Here is an 18,261-nt window from a genome sequence, read left to right as displayed (position 1 = left end):
GGCAGCCGGTCACCGTACCGAGCCGGTCAGCACGCTTGGCGCTGATAAGGGAGCCTTCGCACCCGCAGAAACGCCTGCCGCGAGTCGTCAGCCGTTTATCGTGGCAAAGGCGGCGTCAAACCGGCCTTCGGCTTCGGCACGGCGCTGGAAATTGACGCGCTGCACCAGAATCTCATTCGGCACGCTGTCCTGCGTCATGATCCCCACCACCTCGTCGATGAATTCTTGCAGAGGCATGGCGGCAGCGACCTGCGACTGACCGGGTGTCAGCTCGGTCGCGACCAGCGGCGGAGCGATTTCATGCACCGCGACCGGCGTGGCGCGCAGTTGGTGGCGCAGCGATTGCGTCCAGGAATGGATCGCCGCCTTGCTGGCGGAATAGGCCGGGTTGCCCGCCTTGGGCACGAACGCCAGACCCGACGACACCGTGATGAGCGCCGCCTGTGGCTGACTGCGCAAATGCGGCAGCAGCGCCGCCGCCAGTTGCATCGGGGCCAGCAGGTTGGTGGCAATGGTGCGCAGCGCCACGTCCAGCGATATGGTGTCGGCGGTGAAATCCTCGGGCTCCATGATCCCGGCGTTCAGGATTATCGTGTCGAGGGTTGGGTGATCGGCCACCACCTGCGCGGCGAAGGAGTCAACGGCACTCGCATCGGTCACATCCAGCGCATAGCCCGCCATGTCAGGGTTGTCGGCGAGTGTACCGGCCAAGCTCTCGGGATTGCGCCCTGTGACGATAACGCTGTTGCCCTGCGCTTGCAGCGCCTCGGCCAGCGCGCGGCCGATGCCGGAATTGCCGCCGGTGATCAGGATGGTGCGATTTGTGAAACTCATCTGGTGTCCTTTCGTTCTGTCTGGCCCCTAGATGCAGATCGCGCTACCCTTGCGAAAGAAGGCACCCGAAAGATTTATACTTACCTAAAAGAGAGCATGAGCCATGCCGAACCCCTCGCTGCGCGACGAATTGCAGGCCCTGCCCCCAACCGACCCGGCGGTTGACAGGCTGGTAGAGCAGATCATCGGCCGCGTGGCCGACAAGTGGACGATGCTGCTGATCGAGATCCTGACCGAGACCGAGGTTTGCCGGTTCAAGGAACTGTCGCGCGCCTGCCCCGGGATCAGCCAGAAGATGCTGACGCAAACCCTGCGCGCGATGGAGCGGGACGGGCTGGTGACGCGCAAGGTGTATCCGGTGGTGCCGCCCAAGGTCGAATACCGGCTGACCGAACTGGGCCTTGGCCTCAGCAAGGCGTTCTGCGGTGTCTGGCTGTGGGCCGAGGCGAATTTCGAAGCCATCGAATCCGCCCGTGCGGCCTATGCCCGCGACAACCCGCCCAAACCCGGCTGACATGAAAAAGGCGGCCGTTGCGGGCCGCCTTTCGTATCCTACCCCACCCGGATCAGGCCGAGGGCTCCGGCTCCATCCCGCCTTCGGGCGGGGTCTTGCGCGGCTTGGTCTTCGGGATCGCCGTGACGCTGGGGGCGTTGCCGGCATCGGCACTGTCATCCTCGCCATCGTCGGCATGGGGCGGTTCACCCCGGATCACGCGCTTGATTTCCTCGCCGGTTAGGGTTTCGTATTCCAGCAAGCCCTGCGCCAGCCGTTCCCATTCGTCGTGCTTGTCCGTCAGGATCTGGCGCGCCCAGGCATAGGCTTCGTCGACCAGACGCTTCACCTCTTCCTCGATCAGCTCTTTCGTGTGGGCCGAGACCGAGAAGCCGCCAGCTCCATTGCCCATGTAGCCTTCGTGCGCCTGCTGATAGTCGATGTTGCCGACCTTGTCGGACATACCCCACCGCATCACCATGGCGCGGGCCAGCCCGCTGGCCTGCTGGATGTCGCCCGAGGGGCCGTTCGACACGGCATCCTCGCCCCACTTGATCACCTCGGCGGCCTTGCCCGCCATGGTCATCGCCAGCTTCTGGGTGCATTCGTCGCGGTGCCAGTTCAGCCGGTCGATTTCCGGCAGGCTGACCACCATCCCCAGCGCGCCACCGCGCGGGATGATCGTGGCCTTGTAGACCGGATCGCATTTCGGCAGTTCCAGCCCGACGATGGCGTGCCCGGCCTCGTGATAGGCGGTGTGTTCCTTCTGCTCCGAGGTCAGCACCATGCTGCGCCGCTCGGCCCCCATCATCACCTTGTCCTTGGCGTTTTCGAAATCGACCATGGCAACGAAACGCCGCCCAAGACGCGCGGCCATCAGCGCGGCCTCGTTCACAAGGTTCGCCAGATCCGCCCCCGAAAAGCCGGGCGTGCCGCGCGCAATCACGCGCAGATCGACATCCGGGCTGAGCGGAGTCTTGCGCGCGTGCACGGCCAGAATCTTCTCGCGGCCCTTGATGTCGGGGTTGCCCACGGTGACCTGACGGTCGAACCGGCCGGGGCGCAGCAGCGCCGGGTCCAGCACGTCCTTGCGGTTGGTGGCGGCGATGATGATGACGCCTTCGTTGGCCTCGAACCCGTCCATTTCGACCAGAAGCTGGTTCAGCGTCTGTTCGCGTTCGTCGTTGCCGCCGCCATAACCGGCCCCACGGTGGCGGCCGACGGCGTCGATTTCGTCAATGAACACGATGCAGGGCGCGTTCTTCTTGGCCTGCTCGAACATGTCGCGCACGCGACTTGCGCCAACACCCACGAACATTTCAACGAAATCCGAGCCCGAAATGGTGAAGAACGGCACGCCAGCCTCGCCCGCGATGGCGCGCGCCAGCAGCGTCTTGCCGGTGCCCGGAGGGCCCACCAGCAGAGCGCCTTTCGGGATCTTGCCGCCCAGACGGCTGAATTTCTGAGGGTTGCGCAGGAATTCGACGATCTCTTCCAGCTCTTCCTTGGCTTCGTCGATACCGGCCACGTCGTCGAACGTCACGCGGCCATGTTTCTCGGTCAGCATCTTCGCCTTGGATTTGCCAAAGCCCATCGCGCCGCCTTTGCCGCCGCCCTGCATCCGGTTCATGAAGTAGACCCAGACGCCGATCAGCAACAGGAACGGCAACAGCGTGATCAGGAACGACTGGAACATCGACTGCTGTTGTTTCTCGGCCCGGATCGGAACGTTGTTGTCGATCAGAAGGCTTGTGATTTCAGCATCTTCCGGCTTGATCGTCACATAGTCCTGATTGTCGGTGCCCCGGAACCGAACCTGTTCGCCATCCAGCGTGGCCTGCCCGACTTCGCCGGATTTCACCGCCGTCACGAAATCGGAATAGGTGATCTCGCGGCTTTGCAACGTGCCGCCGGATCCGCTGAACAGGTTGAACAACGCCAGCACCAACAGAAACAGAACGACCCAGAACGCGATATTGCGTGCATTGCCCAAAGGGAAAACTCCTAACCTAGTGCGGCCCGCTTGCGGACCCGTCGGGCACCGGATGACCGCCTGTCACCCGGCCCCGCAGCCTGTACCTAAAATAGAGATCATGCAGGCGGGTTCAATGCGATAAATGCGCCCAAATTCAGGCATCACTCGGAAAAGCCGGTTCTGCGCGCCAACCTTGCGGCAGATTGGCCAAGGGGGCGGCAATCAGCCGCTGACCCTGCCAGACAGCAGGCGTCGCGATGACAGAAGCATGCGGCCGCCCGGTTACGCGCCAGTCGGGGCATTGGCGCGCGCCTTCCGGGCCAAGGGCGGCAACGTGGGTGTCACTTTCGGCCGGGCCGATCAGGCGCCAGCGCCCGTCCCACGCCTGCCCCGGTTCGGCGCGCAGATCACGCACGGCGTCATATTCACGGCACAGGCGCACCCGATCGTGACGCACCAGCAACCGGCAGCCTGCCTGCGTGTCGTCTCGCCCCTCGGACACCGCAGCCAGCAGCCGGTCGATGGCCGCGCCACGTGGTGGGTATCCGTTCTGCCCTGTGACCGCGCGCAACCCGCGGATCAAAACGCGTCTCGCAGTTTCCGCGGGCAAGTCCAGCAGTCCGGCGCGGTCGAGCAGCAGATCTCCGCTGTCGGATTGCGCCAGCGCGGCCATCGCGGCGCTGGCTTGTCCTTCCAGCGCGGTGCGGGCGCTTTGCATATGCTGCGCGACCTGCGCCAGCGCGGGCACAGAGATGCCCAGTTCGCCCAGCGTTTCCAGCGCCTTACGGATGCGGATGCGGTCGAATGCGGGGTTGTCGTTGCTGGGGTCATCAACCCAATCCACGCCAAGCGCGGTCAGATAGCGGCGCAATTCGGCCCGGCGTACGGCCAGCAAAGGGCGCAGCAGGCGCAGCCCGTTACGGTGGCTGTCAGCGGCCATCGCGGCCAACCCGTCGACCCCGCCCGCACGCGCCAGCCGCATCAGCACGGTTTCGGCCTGATCGTCGGCGGTATGGGCCAGTGCCACCGCGGCAAGCCCGCGCCGCGCGGCCCATTCCGACAACAAAGCATAGCGTGCGCGCCGCGCCGCATCTTGCAGGTTGCCGCGCCCGTCCCAGCCGGGCACATCGCCCGCGCCCCATGTCAGGATGTCATGATCCAGCCCCAGCGCCGCAGCCGCCCGAGCCACCCCGGCCGCCTCATCAGCCGAGCCATCGCGCAGGGCGTGATCGACCGTGGCCACCGCCAGCCGCGTGCCGGTTCCGGCAAAGGCAGCATGGGCAGCATACATCATGGCAAGGGAATCGCTGCCCCCCGACACCGCAAATCCAAGGGCGGGCAGATCGGGCGGCACTCCGCGCAGAACGGCGCGCGGAATATCGCCGGTGTTGGTCAACTACAGCCCAGGCGCGCCATGTCAGCCTGTGCACTGGCGGCCGCCGGTTGCCCGGGGAATCGCGCCCCAACCTCGGCCAGGGTTATGCAGGCCTGTTCCGTCTGCCCCAACGTGCCCAGTGCCGCGCCCAGCAGATGCAGCGCCTCGGGCGCACGCGGCCCGGCGGGGTTCGCGCTGAACCCGGCCAGATAGGCGCGGGCCGCTTCGCGGGTGTCGCCCTGCTGGGCCAGCGCGCGGCCGCGCATCACCTCGGCCTCGGGCGCCAAAGGGCTGCCGGGATAAGCCATGGCGAAAGCCGACAGCTTTTGCGCTGCCCCGGCAAAATCGCCCGAGTCGAAGGCGGCTTTGGCAGCGTTGAAATCGCTTTCCTCACCCACGGCCATTTCGGTTGTGGGCGCGCCGGTCGGTTCGGCCACGGGCGCGGTCAGCGCCGCGCCTTCCTGTGCCCCGCCCAGAGTCGAGGTTTCGCCCAGTGTCGAGACATCGCAGGCGGCCTCCATCTCGCACAGGCGGAACTCCAGGTCGCCAATGCGGTTGGTGCCGTCGCTCACAACCCGGTTCACCCGGTTGCCAAGCGATTCCGTCTGCGAGGTCAGCCGCTGCAACTCGGCCTCCATCGCGGCGACGCGGTCCAGCACGCTGCCACCCACGGTGGGCGTGGATGCCCCGCCCGTGGTCGATAGCTCGCGCTTGAGCTTCTGAACCTCGACATACAGAACCGAGAGTTCCTGCCGGATGTCGGCCAGTGTACGCTCGCGGTCCTGCGCCAGCGCCGCTTGCGGGGCGGCCAATGTCAGGGCCGCAACTGCCAGAACCGCAATCCGCATGGCTTAGCCCAGCACCCCGGCCGACAGCACCGTCACCGCGCGGCGGTTCTTGGCATAGCAGGCCTCTTCGCTGCAAATCTCGATCGGGCGTTCCTTGCCGTAGCTGACAACCTTCAGCCGGTTGCCCGCCACGCCGCGCGAGATCAGGTATTCGCGGGCGGCATTGGCGCGGCGCGCACCCAGCGCAAGGTTGTACTCGCGGGTGCCCTGTTCGTCGGCATGGCCTTCGATCACGGCGACATAGTCGACGTTCTGGCTCAGCCACTGGGCCTGACCATTCAGGATCTGCTGCGCCTCGGGCGACAGGTTCGACTGGTCCACCAGGAACAGCACGCGGTCGCCGATGGTCTGGTTGAAATAGGCCGGCGATGTCGGATCATTGGCCGAACCGGGCACGATGGCGCCCGAGCCCACGCCGGAGGCGCCGGTGCCATCGGCGCCAAAGCGGCCCGCGTTCGTACAGGCCGCCATGGCCAGCATCGAACCGATCATCAGAAATTTGGTCAGGGTGCTCATCTCGCGCCTCGTTACCGTTTGTTATGGACCCCGTTTACCATAGCCCACCGCCCTTGTGAACGTGCGGCTTGGGCCATGACGGGGCATGTTTCAGTTCTGTAATGGCGACCACGACGGGTCCGACGCGCCTTCGGGCGTGGGGACGGCCTTTAGGTTGCGGCCCGTGATATCCACGGAATACAGCGAGGATTGCCCCTGCGCGCCCTGCGTTTCGCGCGCGAACATCAACACGCGGCCGTTCGGTGCCCATGTCGGGCCCTCGTCAAGGAACGACGCGGTCAGCAGACGTTCCTCAGACCCGTCGGTGCGCATCACGCCAATGTGAAAGCGGCCCTTGCTTTGCTTGGTAAAGGCAATCAGATCGCCGCGCGGCGACCAGACCGGCGTGCCATAGCGCCCCTGGCCAAAGCTGATCCGCGTGGGTTCGCCCCCGCCCACCGGCATGATGTACAGCTGCGGCGTGCCCGAGCGGTCGCTTTCGAACACCAGCCGCCCGCCATCTGGCGAAAAACTTGGCGCGGTTTCGATGGAGGGCGCCGTGGTCAGCCGGGTGCTTTGGCCGGTGGCAATGGACATGGAATAGATGTCGGTGTTGCCACCTTCGGTCAGCGAATAAACCACGGTCTGCCCATCGGGCGCGAAGCGGGGCGCAAAGCTCATCGTGCCTTCGGTGCTTTGCAACCCGCGCTGCTGCACCGCGCCCACGTCCAGCACATAGATGCGCGGAAAGCCGGATTCATAGCTGGTGTACAGCACCCGGTCGCCATTGGGCGAGAACCGGGGCGCCAGCACGATCGACGAACTGTCGGTCAGGTACTGCACATTCGCGCCGTCGTAATCCATCACGGCCAGACGCTTGCGCCGGTCGTCCTTGGGCCCGGTTTCCGAGACATAGACAACGCGGCTGTCGAAATAGGCGCCCTCGCCCGTGATCCGGCTGTAAACCGCGTCGGCCACCTTGTGCGCCATGCGCCGCCAGCCCGCGACGGGCCCGGAAAACTGCAACCCGTTGCCAATTTCGGAATCCGAGAACACGTCATACACCCGGAACTGCACCGTCACGTTGCCTCCCGCCACGTTGACCGCTCCAGTGATCAGCGCCTGCGCGTTGATCGCCTTCCAGTCGGCATAGGCCACGGGCGCGCCGAAATCGGCAACCTGGCTGATATAGGCGCTGGCGGGCACCTCGCGGAACAGGCCGGTACCCGTCAGATCCGCCGCAATCACCCGCGAAATCTGGCGAGCGGTTTCCCCTGCCTCGCCCGAGCCGGGCACGAAATCGGGCACCGCAAAGGGCAAGGGCTCGATCACGCCATCGGTGATCTCGATCCGCAACGGCCCGTCCTGGGCCACGACCGCACCCGTTGCCCCAAACAGGCAGACCGCGCCCAGAAACAGGCTTGCCAGGTGTTTCATCATCATCTGATCCGCATCCTCTCCGGATTGAAGGTCATCTCGATTTCGCGCCAATGCGCGTATTTCTCGGCCGGAAGCGCATAGCCCCCGCGCGCGCAGCGAATGATGGCTCGCCGCGCCGCTTCAAACGCCTGCCGCGCCGAGGAGTCATCGCCCCCCGAACTGGACAGCAGCCGGATCGAATTTGCATCCGGCATCCCATCCTGCCCCATATCCACCGCCACGACTACAGTTGTGGCCATCGCGGCAGAAGACAAGGAACCAACGTTCCAGCATTGCGACACGGCCACGCGCATTGCCTCTTTTTCGCCCGCCGACAGGGGCGGGCCGGCAGGCGCCTGTGTGGCGCCGCCCAAGGCTTCGGCCAGCGCATCGGCCACCGCATCGCGCGTTTCAGCCGGCGCTGGCGCTGGCGTGGGCGTTTCGGTTTGCTGCGGTTCGGGCGTTGGCTCGGGCGTCGGCGTCGGAATTTGCGCCGGAGTTGGCGCCGGAGCCGCGGTCGGCTGTGGCCGGTCGGGCCGGGCCGACGGCGGACGCCGCGACGCGGGCGGCGCCAGCGCGGCAATCACCGGATCTGGCACCGGCTCGGGGCGAATACGGTCTGTCGCCTGTTCCGGCGCGGTCGCCTCTTGCGGCTCTTGCGGCGGGGCCTCGCCCGGATCGGGGGACACCTGCGGCGTCTCCACTACATCGGGGCGCGCATCTGGCGGCGGCGGGGCCACCACTTCGGGCGCAACGCGATCCACTTGCGGAGGCGTCGCATCCTCGCGCGGGGGGGCTGGCGCCTGAATGACTTCGGGCGCATCGGGCGTGGGCTCGGGCACCTGTTCCGTTACCTCGGGCGCCGGAGGCGTTTCCGGTTCGGGCTCGGGTGCAGGTTCGGGCTGCGGCTGGGGTTCGGGCTGTGGCTCGGGTTCTGGTGCTGGGTCAGGCTGCGGCGCGGGCTCGGGTGCGGGTTCCGGTTCGGGCTGCACCTCGGGCGCGCCTTCGACCTCGGCCTGGGCCGATTGCGACGTCAGCGCCGCGAACTGCTCGGAGGACAGGATCGACACCTCCGCCACCTCGACCGGTGGCGGATCGCCTTTCAGCACCGGGCCGAACAGCACGAACAGGATCAGAGCCCCGTGGGCCCCCAGCGAAATTTTTGTGCCGGTCTGCACCGCGGCCTCACCTGTCGCCGCCGTCAAGCGTGGGGCCACCGATGTCGGTCACCAGGCCGACATTGGAAAACCCGCCCGCGTTCAGGGCACCCATCACCTGCATGACGACCTCGTAGGGGATCGCCCCGTCGGCACGCAGAAACACCCGGTCGCTGGCCCGTTCGGCCGCGATGGCGCGCAGCTTGGGCACCAGCTGATCGCGGGGCGTTTCGGTCGTCTGGATCTGCACCGCCCCTTCGGCGGTGATGGTCACGGTCAAGGGTTCCTCGTTGTCCGACGGCAAGGCCCCGGCGGCGGTTTTCGGCAGCTCGACCGGCACCCCGACCGTCAACAGCGGCGCGGCCACCATGAAGATGATCAGCAGCACCAGCATCACGTCGACAAAGGGCGTCACGTTGATTTCGGACATCGGGCGCGAGGCCCGGCGCGACCGTCTGCGGCGACGTCCGCCGCCGCCTCCGCCCGGTTGCTGTACCGCAGCGCCCATCGTCAGGCGTCCAGTTGGCGCGACAGGATGGTGCCGAATTCGTCGGCAAAGGCCTCATAGCCCGCCACGATCCGGTCACTGTCGGCCGACAGCTTGTTGTAGAAAACCACCGCCGGAATCGCCGCGATCAGGCCCAGCCCGGTCGCCAGCAGCGCCTCGGCGATACCGGGCGCGACAACAGCCAAGTTGGTGTTCTGCTGCGCCGCGATCTCGATGAACGCATGCATGATGCCCCAGACGGTGCCGAAGAGGCCGACAAACGGCGCGGTCGAGCCGATGGTCGCCAGCACCGGCAACCCGCGCTGCAAATCCTCGGTTTCCTTGTTGATCGCCACATCCATGCTGCGATCGATCCGCGCCTGCGCCCCGGCGATCAGCGCGCCGTCGTCGCGATGCGACCGGCGCCATTCGCTCATCCCGGCGGCAAAAATCTTTTCCGAGTTGCCCTCGGGATCGGGCCCGATCTGGTCAAACAGCCCGTCCAGCGGCTCGCCCGACCAGAACGACCGGTCGAACACCGCCGCCTCGCGACGGGCCCAGCGGAACAGGATGTGCTTCTGGATGATGATCGCCCATGACCAGACCGACGCCGCGATCAGCACCAGCATCACCAGTTTTACGGTGAGTGTCGCGCGGGCAAACAGCGCCCACATCGAGAAATCCATCCCCTGCGCGGCCGCAAGTGTCTCAGTTTCCATAAATCTGCTCTCGATCAGCGGCCGTATTGCTTCGGCCTTTTTCCGATCCCTACAGCAGTTGAACGCCAATTGCCAATGAATGCGCGTTCACACTCACGTTTTCGGTCACGTTTTGGGGCGCGTTGGCACCAGCTGTGTGCGAATTTCCGCCGGCAGCCGCACCGGCCGCCCCGCCGCGTTCATGCAGACGGCCGTAACGGTGGCGGTAAAGATCGACTGACCCTCGCGCAGTACCGTCTGCGTCATCGTCAGCCGCGCACCGCTGACATCTGCAACCTCGGTTTCCACGACCAGCCGATCGTCGAATTTTGCAGTAGCGAGATAGTCGCACTCCAGACGGCGCACGACCCAGACCACGCCGCCCTCGCGCATGGCGTTCTGGTCGTTGCCCAATTCGCGCACGTAGTCGCTGCGCGCGCGCTCAATGTACCGCAGGTAGTTGGCGTGATAGACCACCCCGCCCATATCGGTGTCTTCGTAATAGACGCGAATGTCGAAACGATGGGTCATTGCGCGCCCTCGCCCGCCGCCAGTCGCGCCGAGAGCCTCAGCGCATGGCTCGCATCCCGCGCCGCTGCCGGCATCACCGGATCATAGGCCGCCCGGATCACGCCGGCAATCTCGGGGCGCAGGATCGTCTGGCCATGCGCGACAGCCAAGGGCGACACCTCGGCAAAGGCCTGGTCCGACCACAGCAGCATGACCTGCACCGCCTGCGACAGCGCGAGGTCTTCGGCCGCCATCTCGGCCAGTGCCCCCCGCATCCGCAAAAACACGAAAGCCGCGCGGATCGCCCCCCCATCGTCAAATCGAAACGTCCGGTATTGCGAGGCATCGCCGCCGTTCAGACGCGCCACCAAGTCCGGCAGATCGCCCAGCATATGCGCCAGATCCGGCACCGCCAAAAGCTCGTCCCAATCGCGCAGGAAAAAGACCATGACATTGCTGCCCAGCTCGGGGTCAACCTCGGCCATGTTGTGCCCGGCCAGCGCGACAATCGCCTCGAACGCACCTTTGATCACCCCCAGCGTCTGTTCCTGCACGCCAAATACAACGGGCGCCAATGGCCGGCCCCAGCGCGCAAAGACGTACCCCGCATCGCCCCGGTCGAACAGCGTCTCGATTTCTGCCGGTGTCATGCCAGTCTCCATCAGCCCGCGCCGGACATACCGCCGGGGCATTCACAGGTCAAACAGCCCCTTCTTTTCGGTGCAAATACTCACCTGCGCGACAGCTGCTTCAAGTGCTCCGTCTGCGGCCGATGTATCGCGATTGAGTATTTTTGCCGAAAAGAAGTAGGGGCGGCGCCGAGATCGCCTAGCCGAACAGATCATTCTGCCCGCGCGGCGCCTCGAGCCCCAGATGCCGCCAGGCAGCTGCCGCCAGCATCCGGCCGCGCGGCGTGCGCTGGATCAGACCCTGCTGCAACAGGTAGGGTTCGATCACCTCTTCCAACGCGTCGCGGCTTTCGCTGAGCGCGGCACTCAGGGTTTCGATGCCGACAGGTCCACCGCCATAGCTTTCGGCGATCAGCCGAAGATAGCGGCGATCGGCCCCGTCGAGCCCAAGGTGATCCACGCCAAGGCGCGTCAACGCATTGTCGGCCAGATCGCGGGTGATGCGCCCATCGCCTTCGACTACCGCAAAATCCACCACGCGGCGCAGCAGCCGTCCGGCAATCCGGGGCGTCCCACGTGCGCGGCGGGCGATTTCCAGCGCGCCGGCATCTTCGGCCGGGGCGCCCATCTTGCGGGCATTGCGACTGACGATTTCATGCAGTTCATCCACCGTATAGAACTGCAGCCGCGTCGGAATACCGAACCGGTCACGCAGCGGCGTGGTCAGCAGCCCCATGCGCGTGGTCGCGCCAACCAAGGTAAACGGTTGAAGCTCGATCCGCAGCGTACGCGCCGCCGGTCCCTCCCCGATCACCAGGTCCAGCTCAAAATCTTCGAGCGCCGGATAAAGCACCTCTTCCACCGCCGGGTTCAAGCGATGGATTTCGTCGATAAACAGCACATCCCGCGCTTCAAGATTGCTGAGGATCGCCGCAAGATCGCCTGCTTTTGCCAGAACCGGCCCGCTGGTCATGCGAAAGCCAACGCCCAATTCGCGCGCCATGATCTGCGCCAACGTTGTCTTGCCCAGCCCAGGCGGGCCGTGGAACAGCGTGTGATCCATTGCTTCACCCCGGGCGCGCGCCGAGGCGATGAACACTTTCAGGTTCGCCCGCGCCTCGGCCTGACCGATGAATTCGTCAAGCATCTGCGGACGCAACGCGCGATCATTCTCGTCCCGTTCGCCGGGCCGCAGATCGGGATCGGGTTCAGCCATCGTCAGTCCCTACCCTTTCGGAGCCAGCAGCTTCAGCGCCGCCCGGATCAGCGCGGCGGCATCGGCATCGGGCGCCTCTGCCCGCGCAGTGGCGACCGCGGCGGCGGCATCGCTCGGGCCATACCCCAGGTTGCCAAGAGCCGAAAGCGCATCGGCCTGCGCCGCACCGCCGTGGCGCGCGGCAGAAGCCACAGGCGCCGGGGCGGCCGCGTCATCGGCATCGTCCAGAACATCCGCATCTTCCGGTGCGGCAGCAGGATCGAGCGCGCCGCCCCCCTCTCCGGACAGCGCCATGACCGCCGGAGCCTTATCTTTCAAATCCAGCACGATTCGCTGCGCCGTCTTGGGCCCCACGCCTTTCGCCGCTTTGACCGCCGACCAGTCGCCCAGCGCGATCGCACGGCTGACCCCGTCGGGGCCCAGCGCGCCAAGTATTGCCAGCGAGACCTTGGCGCCCACTCCCTGCACGCCCATTAGCAGGCGATGCCATTCCTTTTCGACCAGGCTCAGGAAGCCGAACAGCTGCATCAGGTCTTCGCGCACGACAAGATCAGTGTAGACCGACACCGGCTCTCCCACGCGCGGTAAAGCGGCAAGCGTCCGGTCGGAGCAATAGACAAGATAGCCGACCCCCCCGACGTCGATCATCACATGATCGCCGGCGCGATAGGCCAGCCGCCCGCGCAGCCGCCCGATCATGCGATTTTCCGCCGCAGACGGGCCGCTCCGCCATGCCCGGCATGGTGGGCGTGGCAAATCGCGATCGCCAGCGCATCGGCTGCATCCGGCCCCGCCGGTTTGCACCCCGGCAGTTGCAGGCATACCATGTGCAAGACCTGCCGCTTGTCCGCGTGGCCGACGCCGACCACCGTTTTCTTGACCGAATTCGGGGCATATTCGCCCACCTGCAATCCCGCCTGCGCCGGGACCAGCAGCGCAATGGCGCGCGCCTGTCCGAGCTTCAGCGTGCCAGCGCCGTCCTTGTTCACGAAGGTCTGCTCCACGGCGGCGACATCCGGCGCATACGCGCGCACCACTTCGGACATCTGGTCGTAAAGTGACATCAGCCGCACGGCCAGATCCGCCCCCTCGGAGTGGCAGATTCCATTGGCAATGTGCCGCAGCCTTGGCCCGTCCTGCTCGATCACGCCCCAGCCCATGTTTCTGAGCCCGGGATCAATTCCCAATATCCGCATCACTGCCCGGCCTTTTGACCCATTGTTTCTTGTTTCCAGCACTAGCACGAAAGGCGAACATCGGCCAAGCCCCAAGCGACAGTTTCAATTCCGACACATTTCGAGGCATTTGCGGCGAAAGCCACCCCAAACAGACCCGAAACTTGCCAGAAGGGAAATGATATTTTTCTATATTTATATTATTTTTCAATTATTTAAATCAATTTCAGACCCATGCAAAAACTGCATAAGAACTATGCACAAAGCTGTCTTGCCGGATCATATTTTCCGCAATACATGCCGCCCATCGCAAAGATAATTGCAACCCCATACAAAAGGACAATGGATATGGCTGCTTACCACTCGACCCGCTCCACCTATGGCATTGATGTCGTCGCCGGCCGTATCGGCGCCGTTCTGGCCAATGTCTATGCTGCCGTCATCGACTGGAATGACACCCGCGTGACCCGCAACGCGCTGGCGGCGCTGACAGACCGTGAACTCGAAGATATCGGTCTGGTCCGTGGAGACATTGACGACGTCGCAACCGCACGTCGCCTGTTCTGATCCCCGGCGGCACCGCCGCCGGTCATCACCCTTGCACAAACGCCGCGCGCCTTCGGGCCACGGCGTTTTTCTTTTGGGTGAGGATGGTATGAGGGGGGCCGACGTTGTCGCATGCCGACGAACGGCGGATGGGGGCGCTGCCCCCGCCCGCTGCGCGCACTCCCCCGGAGTATTTTGAGAATAGTGAAAAGCGAAAGATTCGCCAGGTTTTCGGCAGCTGAGGTCTTCCCGCCGACACGACATCGCGCGGCGGGGATACCTGCAATCAGTGCAGCAGTTGGGTGCGGATGTCCGACATCTGACCGGCGACCGCCCCGGACACCGGATCGATCTGCATGATGAAAGCTCCGGCGCGTTCGACCGGCGTACCGACGCCAAGTCTATCCACACGCTCGGAATAGACCTTGTGTCCAAGGCTGGCGATCAACATGGCCTTGAACAGAACGAACGCCACAACGACCACAAGCACGGATCGTCCAGAGATCTGGGCACCCTGGGGTTTCGGCTTGACCACGATCAGCCCGTCCGAGCGCATGACCGTGGTATAGCCTTTCGCCATGGCGCGGTGCTTGCGCAACAGGCGGCTTAGTCGGGTTTCGAATTCAGCATGGCCAGACACGGCGGCGTCCTCCGGCAGACTGGCCCCCACCAGCATGATGAATTGGTTACCGCAGAATTGCGGCGACAGTTGGGCAGGCGCCGCAAAAGCGCCGCAGTCAATGCGGTCAGGCCGGTTTCCGCATCATCAGTGTCGTCCAGTCGCCGATCTGCTCGTCCGCGACCGGCTGAATGCCTGCCTCGGCGTAGATTGCGCGGACCTCTTCGGCCTGTTCATTCAGCAGGCCAGAGAGAATCACCGTTCCACCGGGCGCGAGAGCCGCAGCGATGTCGGAGGCCAGGGCCACCAGCGCGCCTTTCAGAATGTTGGCGAAGATGAGGTCATAGGGCGCTGCCTTTGCCAGTTCGGGGTGATCGAAGCCTGCGGCCTCGAGGCAGGTTACCGCGCCGGGCATGTCGTTGATGTCCAGATTGGCCTTGGCCACATCAACGGCGACTTCGTCGATATCGCTGGCCAGAATTTGAGCGTCCGGCCAGATTTTGGCCGCGGCCATGGCCAGCACCGCGGTGCCACAGCCGATATCGGCGACGCGCGCAGGCGGCGTGCCATCCGCCAGCCGGTCCAGCGCCCTCAGGCATCCCAGAGTGGTGCCGTGGTGGCCGGTGCCAAAAGCCATGGCCGCGTCGATACGCAGGGCGATGGCGTCTTCCGGCACCTTGTCGGCATCATGGCTGCCAAAGAGAAAGAACCGCCCGGCCTGCACCGGCGCCAGTTCGCGTCGCACATGGGCGACCCAATCGGTGTCGGGCAGTTCTGAGATCACGAAAGGCTTCGCGTCGAACGCAGCGGCCAGCAGGCTGAGCGAAACGGGTTCGGGCGGTTCGGTGAAGTACCCGCCGACTTCCCACAGCCCGCTTCCATCTTCGATCTCCATCACGCCGACGCCGGTAGGTGCGGGTGTGAGCCGCTCCATCGCCTCGCCCAGCGCCTCGGCCTGTGATTTTCCGGGAAGGGTTGTCAGGGCGGTGAAAGTAGGCATCGGGCGTTCCTGTTGCGGCTGCCCGCGCCTTCTGCCTCAATTCCGGCGCAAGCGCAATTCGCGGCTAGCGGCGGCGCACCCGGTCTGCATTCGCAAGGCTGCGGGTCACCAGTGGCGCCTCGGGCACCAGCTGGCCCGCGGCCAGCCCTTGCACAAAGCGCCAGCCAAGCACCGCCGCCACCACGCCGACCAGCGCACTGGCCGCCGCCTGCGCATAGATCACCCCCGCCGCGCCATAGATCGCCGCCAGCCACAGTGCCAGCGGCAGGCTGAACACCCCGTCACGCGCCCATGTCGTCAGCGTGCCCCACAGCGGGCGGCCCAGCGCATTGAAGGCGGCGTTGCTGACAAACAGCGCCGTGGCGAACAGGAACCCGCCCGCACCGACATGGGCAAAGGCGCGTACCACCTGCGCCCCCGTCTCTCCCAGATGCAGGCCCGCGATCACGGCCGGGCTGACCATCACCAGCACCGCCCAAGTGATCGCCGTATAGACCAGACCGAACACCAGCGCGTCACGATAGATCGTGCGCAGCCGGTCGTGTTGCCCGGCGCCAAAGTTCTGGCCGAAGATGCCGCCGATCGCCCCCGCGAGCGAGAAGATCCCGCCAAAGGCCACCACCGTCAGCCGCCCCACCACGGCCCATCCGGCCACCGCCTCGTCTCCGTAGCGCGCAATCACGGTTGTCATCAGGTAATTGCCCGAAGGTGTCGCCAATTGGGTCAGGATCGCAGGCAGCGCGATGGTCAGAAAGGGCGCCAGAGTCGTACGCACATCGGCCAGCGCAGGCCGCGCCAGCAGGTCGTGCGTCCCGATGGCATAGCGCAGCGCCATGCCCACCATGATGATACGGAACAGGTTGATGCCCATCGCCGCACCGTCCAGCCCAAGCCCCAGACCGTAGATCAGCAGCGGATCGACCACCATGGCCACCGCCCCCGACACCAGCGTGACATACATCGAGCGCGCGCCATCGCCTTGCGCCCGCAACGCGCCATTGGCCACCAACGAAATTGCCATGATGGTCAGCGAGGGCATCGACATCGCGAGGTAGCGCGCCGCCAGCAGCGCGGTTTCACCCTCGGCCCCCGAGAGCGCAAGGATCTGGTGCCGGAACCCGATCACCAGCGCCGCCACCACGCTTTGCCAGACGAAGGCGATCACCGTGGCACTGGTGGCATCGCGCCGGGCCTGCGCGCGCTGCCCGGCCCCGATCCGGCGCGAGATCAGCGCGGTCGAGGCAATCATCAGCCCCACGCCGGACGACACCGCAAGAAACTGGATCGCAAAGGCAAAGCCCACCGCCGCCACCAGCCGGGGATCGCCCAGCCACGAAATCCAGATCAGGTTGGCCGCATCCACCACGAAGACAAAGGTGATGCCAAAGGCCCCCGTCATGGTCATCCGCACCACATGCCCCATGACCGATCCGGTCACGAACCGCCCCGGCCGGTCGGCGCGCTCGCGCTGGTGCGGCTGCGTCATTCCGCCGGACGTTCCGCCGCCAGCGGGCGAGTGCCTCGGGCTGCGAAAATCGTCTCGTTCCCCGGTTCAGGGTGGCGCGGGATCATCAGCGCAAGGCACAGCGAGGTCAGCGCCATCCCTGAGGCCAGCGCAAAGACGGCCCCCGGAGACACGACCCAGAGCAGCCCCAGAAGCGCCGGCAGGAACACCGCCGCGATATGGTTTATGGTAAAGGCCACCGCCGCCGTGGGCGCGATGTCACGCGGATCGGCGATCTTCTGGAAATAGGTTTTCAACGCCAGAGCCAAGCCGAACAGGATATGGTCGATCACGTAAAGCGCCGCCGCCAGCACCACGCCCCAGCTGAACCAGTAGATGCCACCGTATAGCGTGAACACGGCCGTCAGCCCGACATATTCAAAGATCAGGACCCGGCGTTCGCCGTACCGCCCCACCGCGCGGCCCAGAAACGGCGCGGCCGCCATGTTGACCACAAGGTTGATCAGGTAAAGCGAGGTCAGCTCGTGCACCTCGAAGCCGAAGCGTTCGACCATCATGAACCCGGCGAAAACCATGAAGATCTGCCGCCGCGAGCCCGACATGAATTGCAGCGCGTAATACAACCAGTACCGGCGGCGCAGCACAAAGGTTTTCAGCTGCGGATGCGGTGCTTCGAACTGCGGATAGGCGATCAGGCAGAACAGCGCCAGCGCGGCCGTCGTGCCCCCCGCCAGCATGAAGACGATGTTGTAGCTTAGGTTCAGCGGCTCCCACAGCAGCACGATCAGCACGAACACCACCAGTGCCGAGGCCGAGGCCGCGCCCAACAGCCAGCCCAGCACCTGCGGCGCCTTTTCCTTCGGGATCCACTGAAGCTGAAGCGACTGGTTCACCGTCTCGTAATAGTGAAACCCGATCGAGCTGAGCATGGTCAGCGTCAGCAACCCGCCCAACGACGGGAACCACGCGGTAAAGGCCGTCGCCACGCCCAGCAGACACAGAGAGACCAGCCCAAGCACTTGTTCGCGCATGAAGATGATGATCGCGATCACCCCGATCGCAAGAAACCCCGGGATTTCGCGCACCGAATGCAGCAGCCCGATGTCGGCCCCGTCGAACTGCGCTACCTCGATGACGAAATTGTTCAGCAGCGCGTTCCAGCCGTAAAAGGCAATCGGCATGGCCACCGCCGTCAGAAACAGCAGCGTGATGGGGCGGCGCCAAAGGGGCAGAGACTGCGCCTCGGCAAGGGGGACGAAACGACTCATGTTAACGGCATACGCCTGCCGGTCCCACAAGGATAGCCCCGGTGCCGGGAAA

Annotated in this window: 20 protein-coding genes; 2 read left to right on the top strand and 18 right to left on the bottom strand. The window is 65.2% G+C overall.

Annotation, left to right across the window (positions count from 1 at the left end):
- Nucleotides 1-87 precede the first annotated feature (87 nt).
- Nucleotides 88-834: an SDR family oxidoreductase gene (locus FGK64_RS07185; protein WP_138863141.1), complete on the bottom strand. Its 747-nt coding sequence runs from the start codon at nt 832-834 to the stop codon at nt 88-90.
- A 103-nt stretch (nt 835-937) separates the two neighbouring features.
- Here FGK64_RS07185 and FGK64_RS07180 point away from each other — a divergent pair, with 103 nt between their 5' ends.
- Nucleotides 938-1,348: a winged helix-turn-helix transcriptional regulator gene (locus FGK64_RS07180; RefSeq protein ID WP_138863140.1), complete on the top strand. Its 411-nt coding sequence runs from the start codon at nt 938-940 to the stop codon at nt 1,346-1,348.
- Nucleotides 1,349-1,400: 52 nt separating this feature from the next.
- Here the strand turns inward: FGK64_RS07180 and ftsH are convergent, their stop codons facing one another.
- The 13 genes from ftsH to ruvC form a co-directional block, all read right to left on the bottom strand.
- The gene (ftsH, locus tag FGK64_RS07175; protein WP_138863139.1) at nt 1,401-3,320 is read right to left on the bottom strand and encodes an ATP-dependent zinc metalloprotease FtsH; all 1,920 of its coding nucleotides are present in this window, start codon (nt 3,318-3,320) and stop codon (nt 1,401-1,403) included.
- A gap of 136 nt (nt 3,321-3,456) precedes the next feature.
- On the bottom strand, nt 3,457-4,698 hold the full coding sequence (gene tilS, locus FGK64_RS07170; protein WP_246057700.1) for a tRNA lysidine(34) synthetase TilS: 1,242 nt from the start codon (nt 4,696-4,698) through the stop codon (nt 3,457-3,459).
- The gene (gene ybgF, locus FGK64_RS07165) at nt 4,695-5,525 is read right to left on the bottom strand and encodes a tol-pal system protein YbgF (RefSeq protein ID WP_138863138.1); all 831 of its coding nucleotides are present in this window, start codon (nt 5,523-5,525) and stop codon (nt 4,695-4,697) included. The genes tilS and ybgF overlap by 4 nt, the downstream gene beginning before the upstream one ends.
- A gap of 3 nt (nt 5,526-5,528) precedes the next feature.
- On the bottom strand, nt 5,529-6,041 hold the full coding sequence (pal, locus tag FGK64_RS07160; protein ID WP_138863137.1) for a peptidoglycan-associated lipoprotein Pal: 513 nt from the start codon (nt 6,039-6,041) through the stop codon (nt 5,529-5,531).
- Between the two features lie 90 nt (nt 6,042-6,131).
- Nucleotides 6,132-7,460, bottom strand: a complete 1,329-nt coding sequence (gene tolB, locus FGK64_RS07155; protein ID WP_138864246.1) for a Tol-Pal system beta propeller repeat protein TolB — start codon at nt 7,458-7,460, stop codon at nt 6,132-6,134.
- Complete coding sequence (locus FGK64_RS07150) at nt 7,460-8,617, bottom strand: DUF2339 domain-containing protein (RefSeq protein ID WP_138864245.1); 1,158 nt, start codon at nt 8,615-8,617, stop codon at nt 7,460-7,462. The genes tolB and FGK64_RS07150 overlap by 1 nt, the downstream gene beginning before the upstream one ends.
- Nucleotides 8,618-8,624: 7 nt before the next feature.
- Entirely contained in the window at nt 8,625-9,104 is a 480-nt protein-coding gene (tolR, locus tag FGK64_RS07145) for a protein TolR (protein WP_138863136.1), read from the bottom strand.
- Between the two features lie 2 nt (nt 9,105-9,106).
- Nucleotides 9,107-9,802: a protein TolQ gene (gene tolQ, locus FGK64_RS07140; RefSeq protein WP_138863135.1), complete on the bottom strand. Its 696-nt coding sequence runs from the start codon at nt 9,800-9,802 to the stop codon at nt 9,107-9,109.
- Nucleotides 9,803-9,907: 105 nt separating this feature from the next.
- On the bottom strand, nt 9,908-10,312 hold the full coding sequence (gene ybgC, locus FGK64_RS07135; RefSeq protein WP_138863134.1) for a tol-pal system-associated acyl-CoA thioesterase: 405 nt from the start codon (nt 10,310-10,312) through the stop codon (nt 9,908-9,910).
- Nucleotides 10,309-10,941, bottom strand: coding sequence for a hypothetical protein (locus tag FGK64_RS07130; protein ID WP_246057699.1), 633 nt, complete (start codon nt 10,939-10,941; stop codon nt 10,309-10,311). Before FGK64_RS07130 ends, ybgC begins: the two co-directional genes overlap by 4 nt.
- A gap of 178 nt (nt 10,942-11,119) precedes the next feature.
- Complete coding sequence (gene ruvB, locus FGK64_RS07125; protein ID WP_138863133.1) at nt 11,120-12,136, bottom strand: Holliday junction branch migration DNA helicase RuvB; 1,017 nt, start codon at nt 12,134-12,136, stop codon at nt 11,120-11,122.
- Nucleotides 12,137-12,145: 9 nt separating this feature from the next.
- Nucleotides 12,146-12,835: a Holliday junction branch migration protein RuvA gene (ruvA, locus tag FGK64_RS07120; RefSeq protein WP_138863132.1), complete on the bottom strand. Its 690-nt coding sequence runs from the start codon at nt 12,833-12,835 to the stop codon at nt 12,146-12,148.
- Nucleotides 12,832-13,335 (bottom strand): crossover junction endodeoxyribonuclease RuvC, encoded by a 504-nt coding sequence (gene ruvC / locus FGK64_RS07115; protein WP_138863131.1) that lies wholly within the window; start codon nt 13,333-13,335, stop codon nt 12,832-12,834. The genes ruvA and ruvC overlap by 4 nt, the downstream gene beginning before the upstream one ends.
- Before the next feature lie 324 nt (nt 13,336-13,659).
- On the opposite strand from ruvC, the gene FGK64_RS07110 reads away from it, so the two are divergent.
- Nucleotides 13,660-13,878, top strand: coding sequence for a DUF1127 domain-containing protein (locus FGK64_RS07110; protein WP_138863130.1), 219 nt, complete (start codon nt 13,660-13,662; stop codon nt 13,876-13,878).
- A 265-nt stretch (nt 13,879-14,143) separates the two neighbouring features.
- On the opposite strand, the gene FGK64_RS07105 is transcribed toward FGK64_RS07110, so the two are convergent.
- From FGK64_RS07105 to FGK64_RS07090, 4 genes are all read right to left on the bottom strand, one after another.
- Nucleotides 14,144-14,497 carry a hypothetical protein gene (locus FGK64_RS07105; protein ID WP_138863129.1) on the bottom strand — a complete coding sequence of 118 codons (354 nt, stop codon included), beginning with the start codon at nt 14,495-14,497 and terminating at the stop codon, nt 14,144-14,146.
- A 106-nt stretch (nt 14,498-14,603) separates the two neighbouring features.
- Entirely contained in the window at nt 14,604-15,476 is an 873-nt protein-coding gene (locus FGK64_RS07100) for a 50S ribosomal protein L11 methyltransferase (RefSeq protein WP_138863128.1), read from the bottom strand.
- A 64-nt stretch (nt 15,477-15,540) separates the two neighbouring features.
- Nucleotides 15,541-16,962, bottom strand: a complete 1,422-nt coding sequence (locus FGK64_RS07095) for an MATE family efflux transporter (protein WP_246057698.1) — start codon at nt 16,960-16,962, stop codon at nt 15,541-15,543.
- On the bottom strand, nt 16,959-18,209 hold the full coding sequence (locus tag FGK64_RS07090; RefSeq protein WP_138863127.1) for an MFS transporter: 1,251 nt from the start codon (nt 18,207-18,209) through the stop codon (nt 16,959-16,961). The genes FGK64_RS07095 and FGK64_RS07090 overlap by 4 nt, the downstream gene beginning before the upstream one ends.
- Between the last annotated feature and the right edge of the window lie 52 nt (nt 18,210-18,261).

Origin of the sequence: Arenibacterium halophilum, assembly GCF_005938225.1 — a bacterium.
Taxonomy (GTDB): domain Bacteria; phylum Pseudomonadota; class Alphaproteobacteria; order Rhodobacterales; family Rhodobacteraceae; genus Arenibacterium; species Arenibacterium halophilum.
The sequence above is the reverse complement of the archived record's forward strand: the minus strand, read 5'-3'. Positions and strand labels throughout refer to the sequence as shown.

Bases quoted from the DNA above. Each gene is read 5' to 3' on its own strand.
- ybgC (WP_138863134.1), bottom strand. From the start codon at position 10,312: ATGACCCATCGTTTCGACATTCGCGTCTATTACGAAGACACCGATATG.
- ybgF (WP_138863138.1), bottom strand. From the start codon at position 5,525: ATGCGGATTGCGGTTCTGGCAGTTGCGGCCCTGACATTGGCCGCCCCG.
- FGK64_RS07130 (WP_246057699.1), bottom strand. From the start codon at position 10,941: ATGACACCGGCAGAAATCGAGACGCTGTTCGACCGGGGCGATGCGGGG.
- FGK64_RS07100 (WP_138863128.1), bottom strand. From the start codon at position 15,476: ATGCCTACTTTCACCGCCCTGACAACCCTTCCCGGAAAATCACAGGCC.
- FGK64_RS07090 (WP_138863127.1), bottom strand. From the start codon at position 18,209: ATGAGTCGTTTCGTCCCCCTTGCCGAGGCGCAGTCTCTGCCCCTTTGG.
- tolB (WP_138864246.1), bottom strand. From the start codon at position 7,460: ATGATGAAACACCTGGCAAGCCTGTTTCTGGGCGCGGTCTGCCTGTTT.
- FGK64_RS07180 (WP_138863140.1), top strand. From the start codon at position 938: ATGCCGAACCCCTCGCTGCGCGACGAATTGCAGGCCCTGCCCCCAACC.
- FGK64_RS07110 (WP_138863130.1), top strand. From the start codon at position 13,660: ATGGCTGCTTACCACTCGACCCGCTCCACCTATGGCATTGATGTCGTC.
- ruvB (WP_138863133.1), bottom strand. From the start codon at position 12,136: ATGGCTGAACCCGATCCCGATCTGCGGCCCGGCGAACGGGACGAGAAT.
- ruvA (WP_138863132.1), bottom strand. From the start codon at position 12,835: ATGATCGGGCGGCTGCGCGGGCGGCTGGCCTATCGCGCCGGCGATCAT.
- pal (WP_138863137.1), bottom strand. From the start codon at position 6,041: ATGAGCACCCTGACCAAATTTCTGATGATCGGTTCGATGCTGGCCATG.
- tolR (WP_138863136.1), bottom strand. From the start codon at position 9,104: ATGGGCGCTGCGGTACAGCAACCGGGCGGAGGCGGCGGCGGACGTCGC.
- tolQ (WP_138863135.1), bottom strand. From the start codon at position 9,802: ATGGAAACTGAGACACTTGCGGCCGCGCAGGGGATGGATTTCTCGATG.
- FGK64_RS07095 (WP_246057698.1), bottom strand. From the start codon at position 16,962: ATGACGCAGCCGCACCAGCGCGAGCGCGCCGACCGGCCGGGGCGGTTC.
- FGK64_RS07185 (WP_138863141.1), bottom strand. From the start codon at position 834: ATGAGTTTCACAAATCGCACCATCCTGATCACCGGCGGCAATTCCGGC.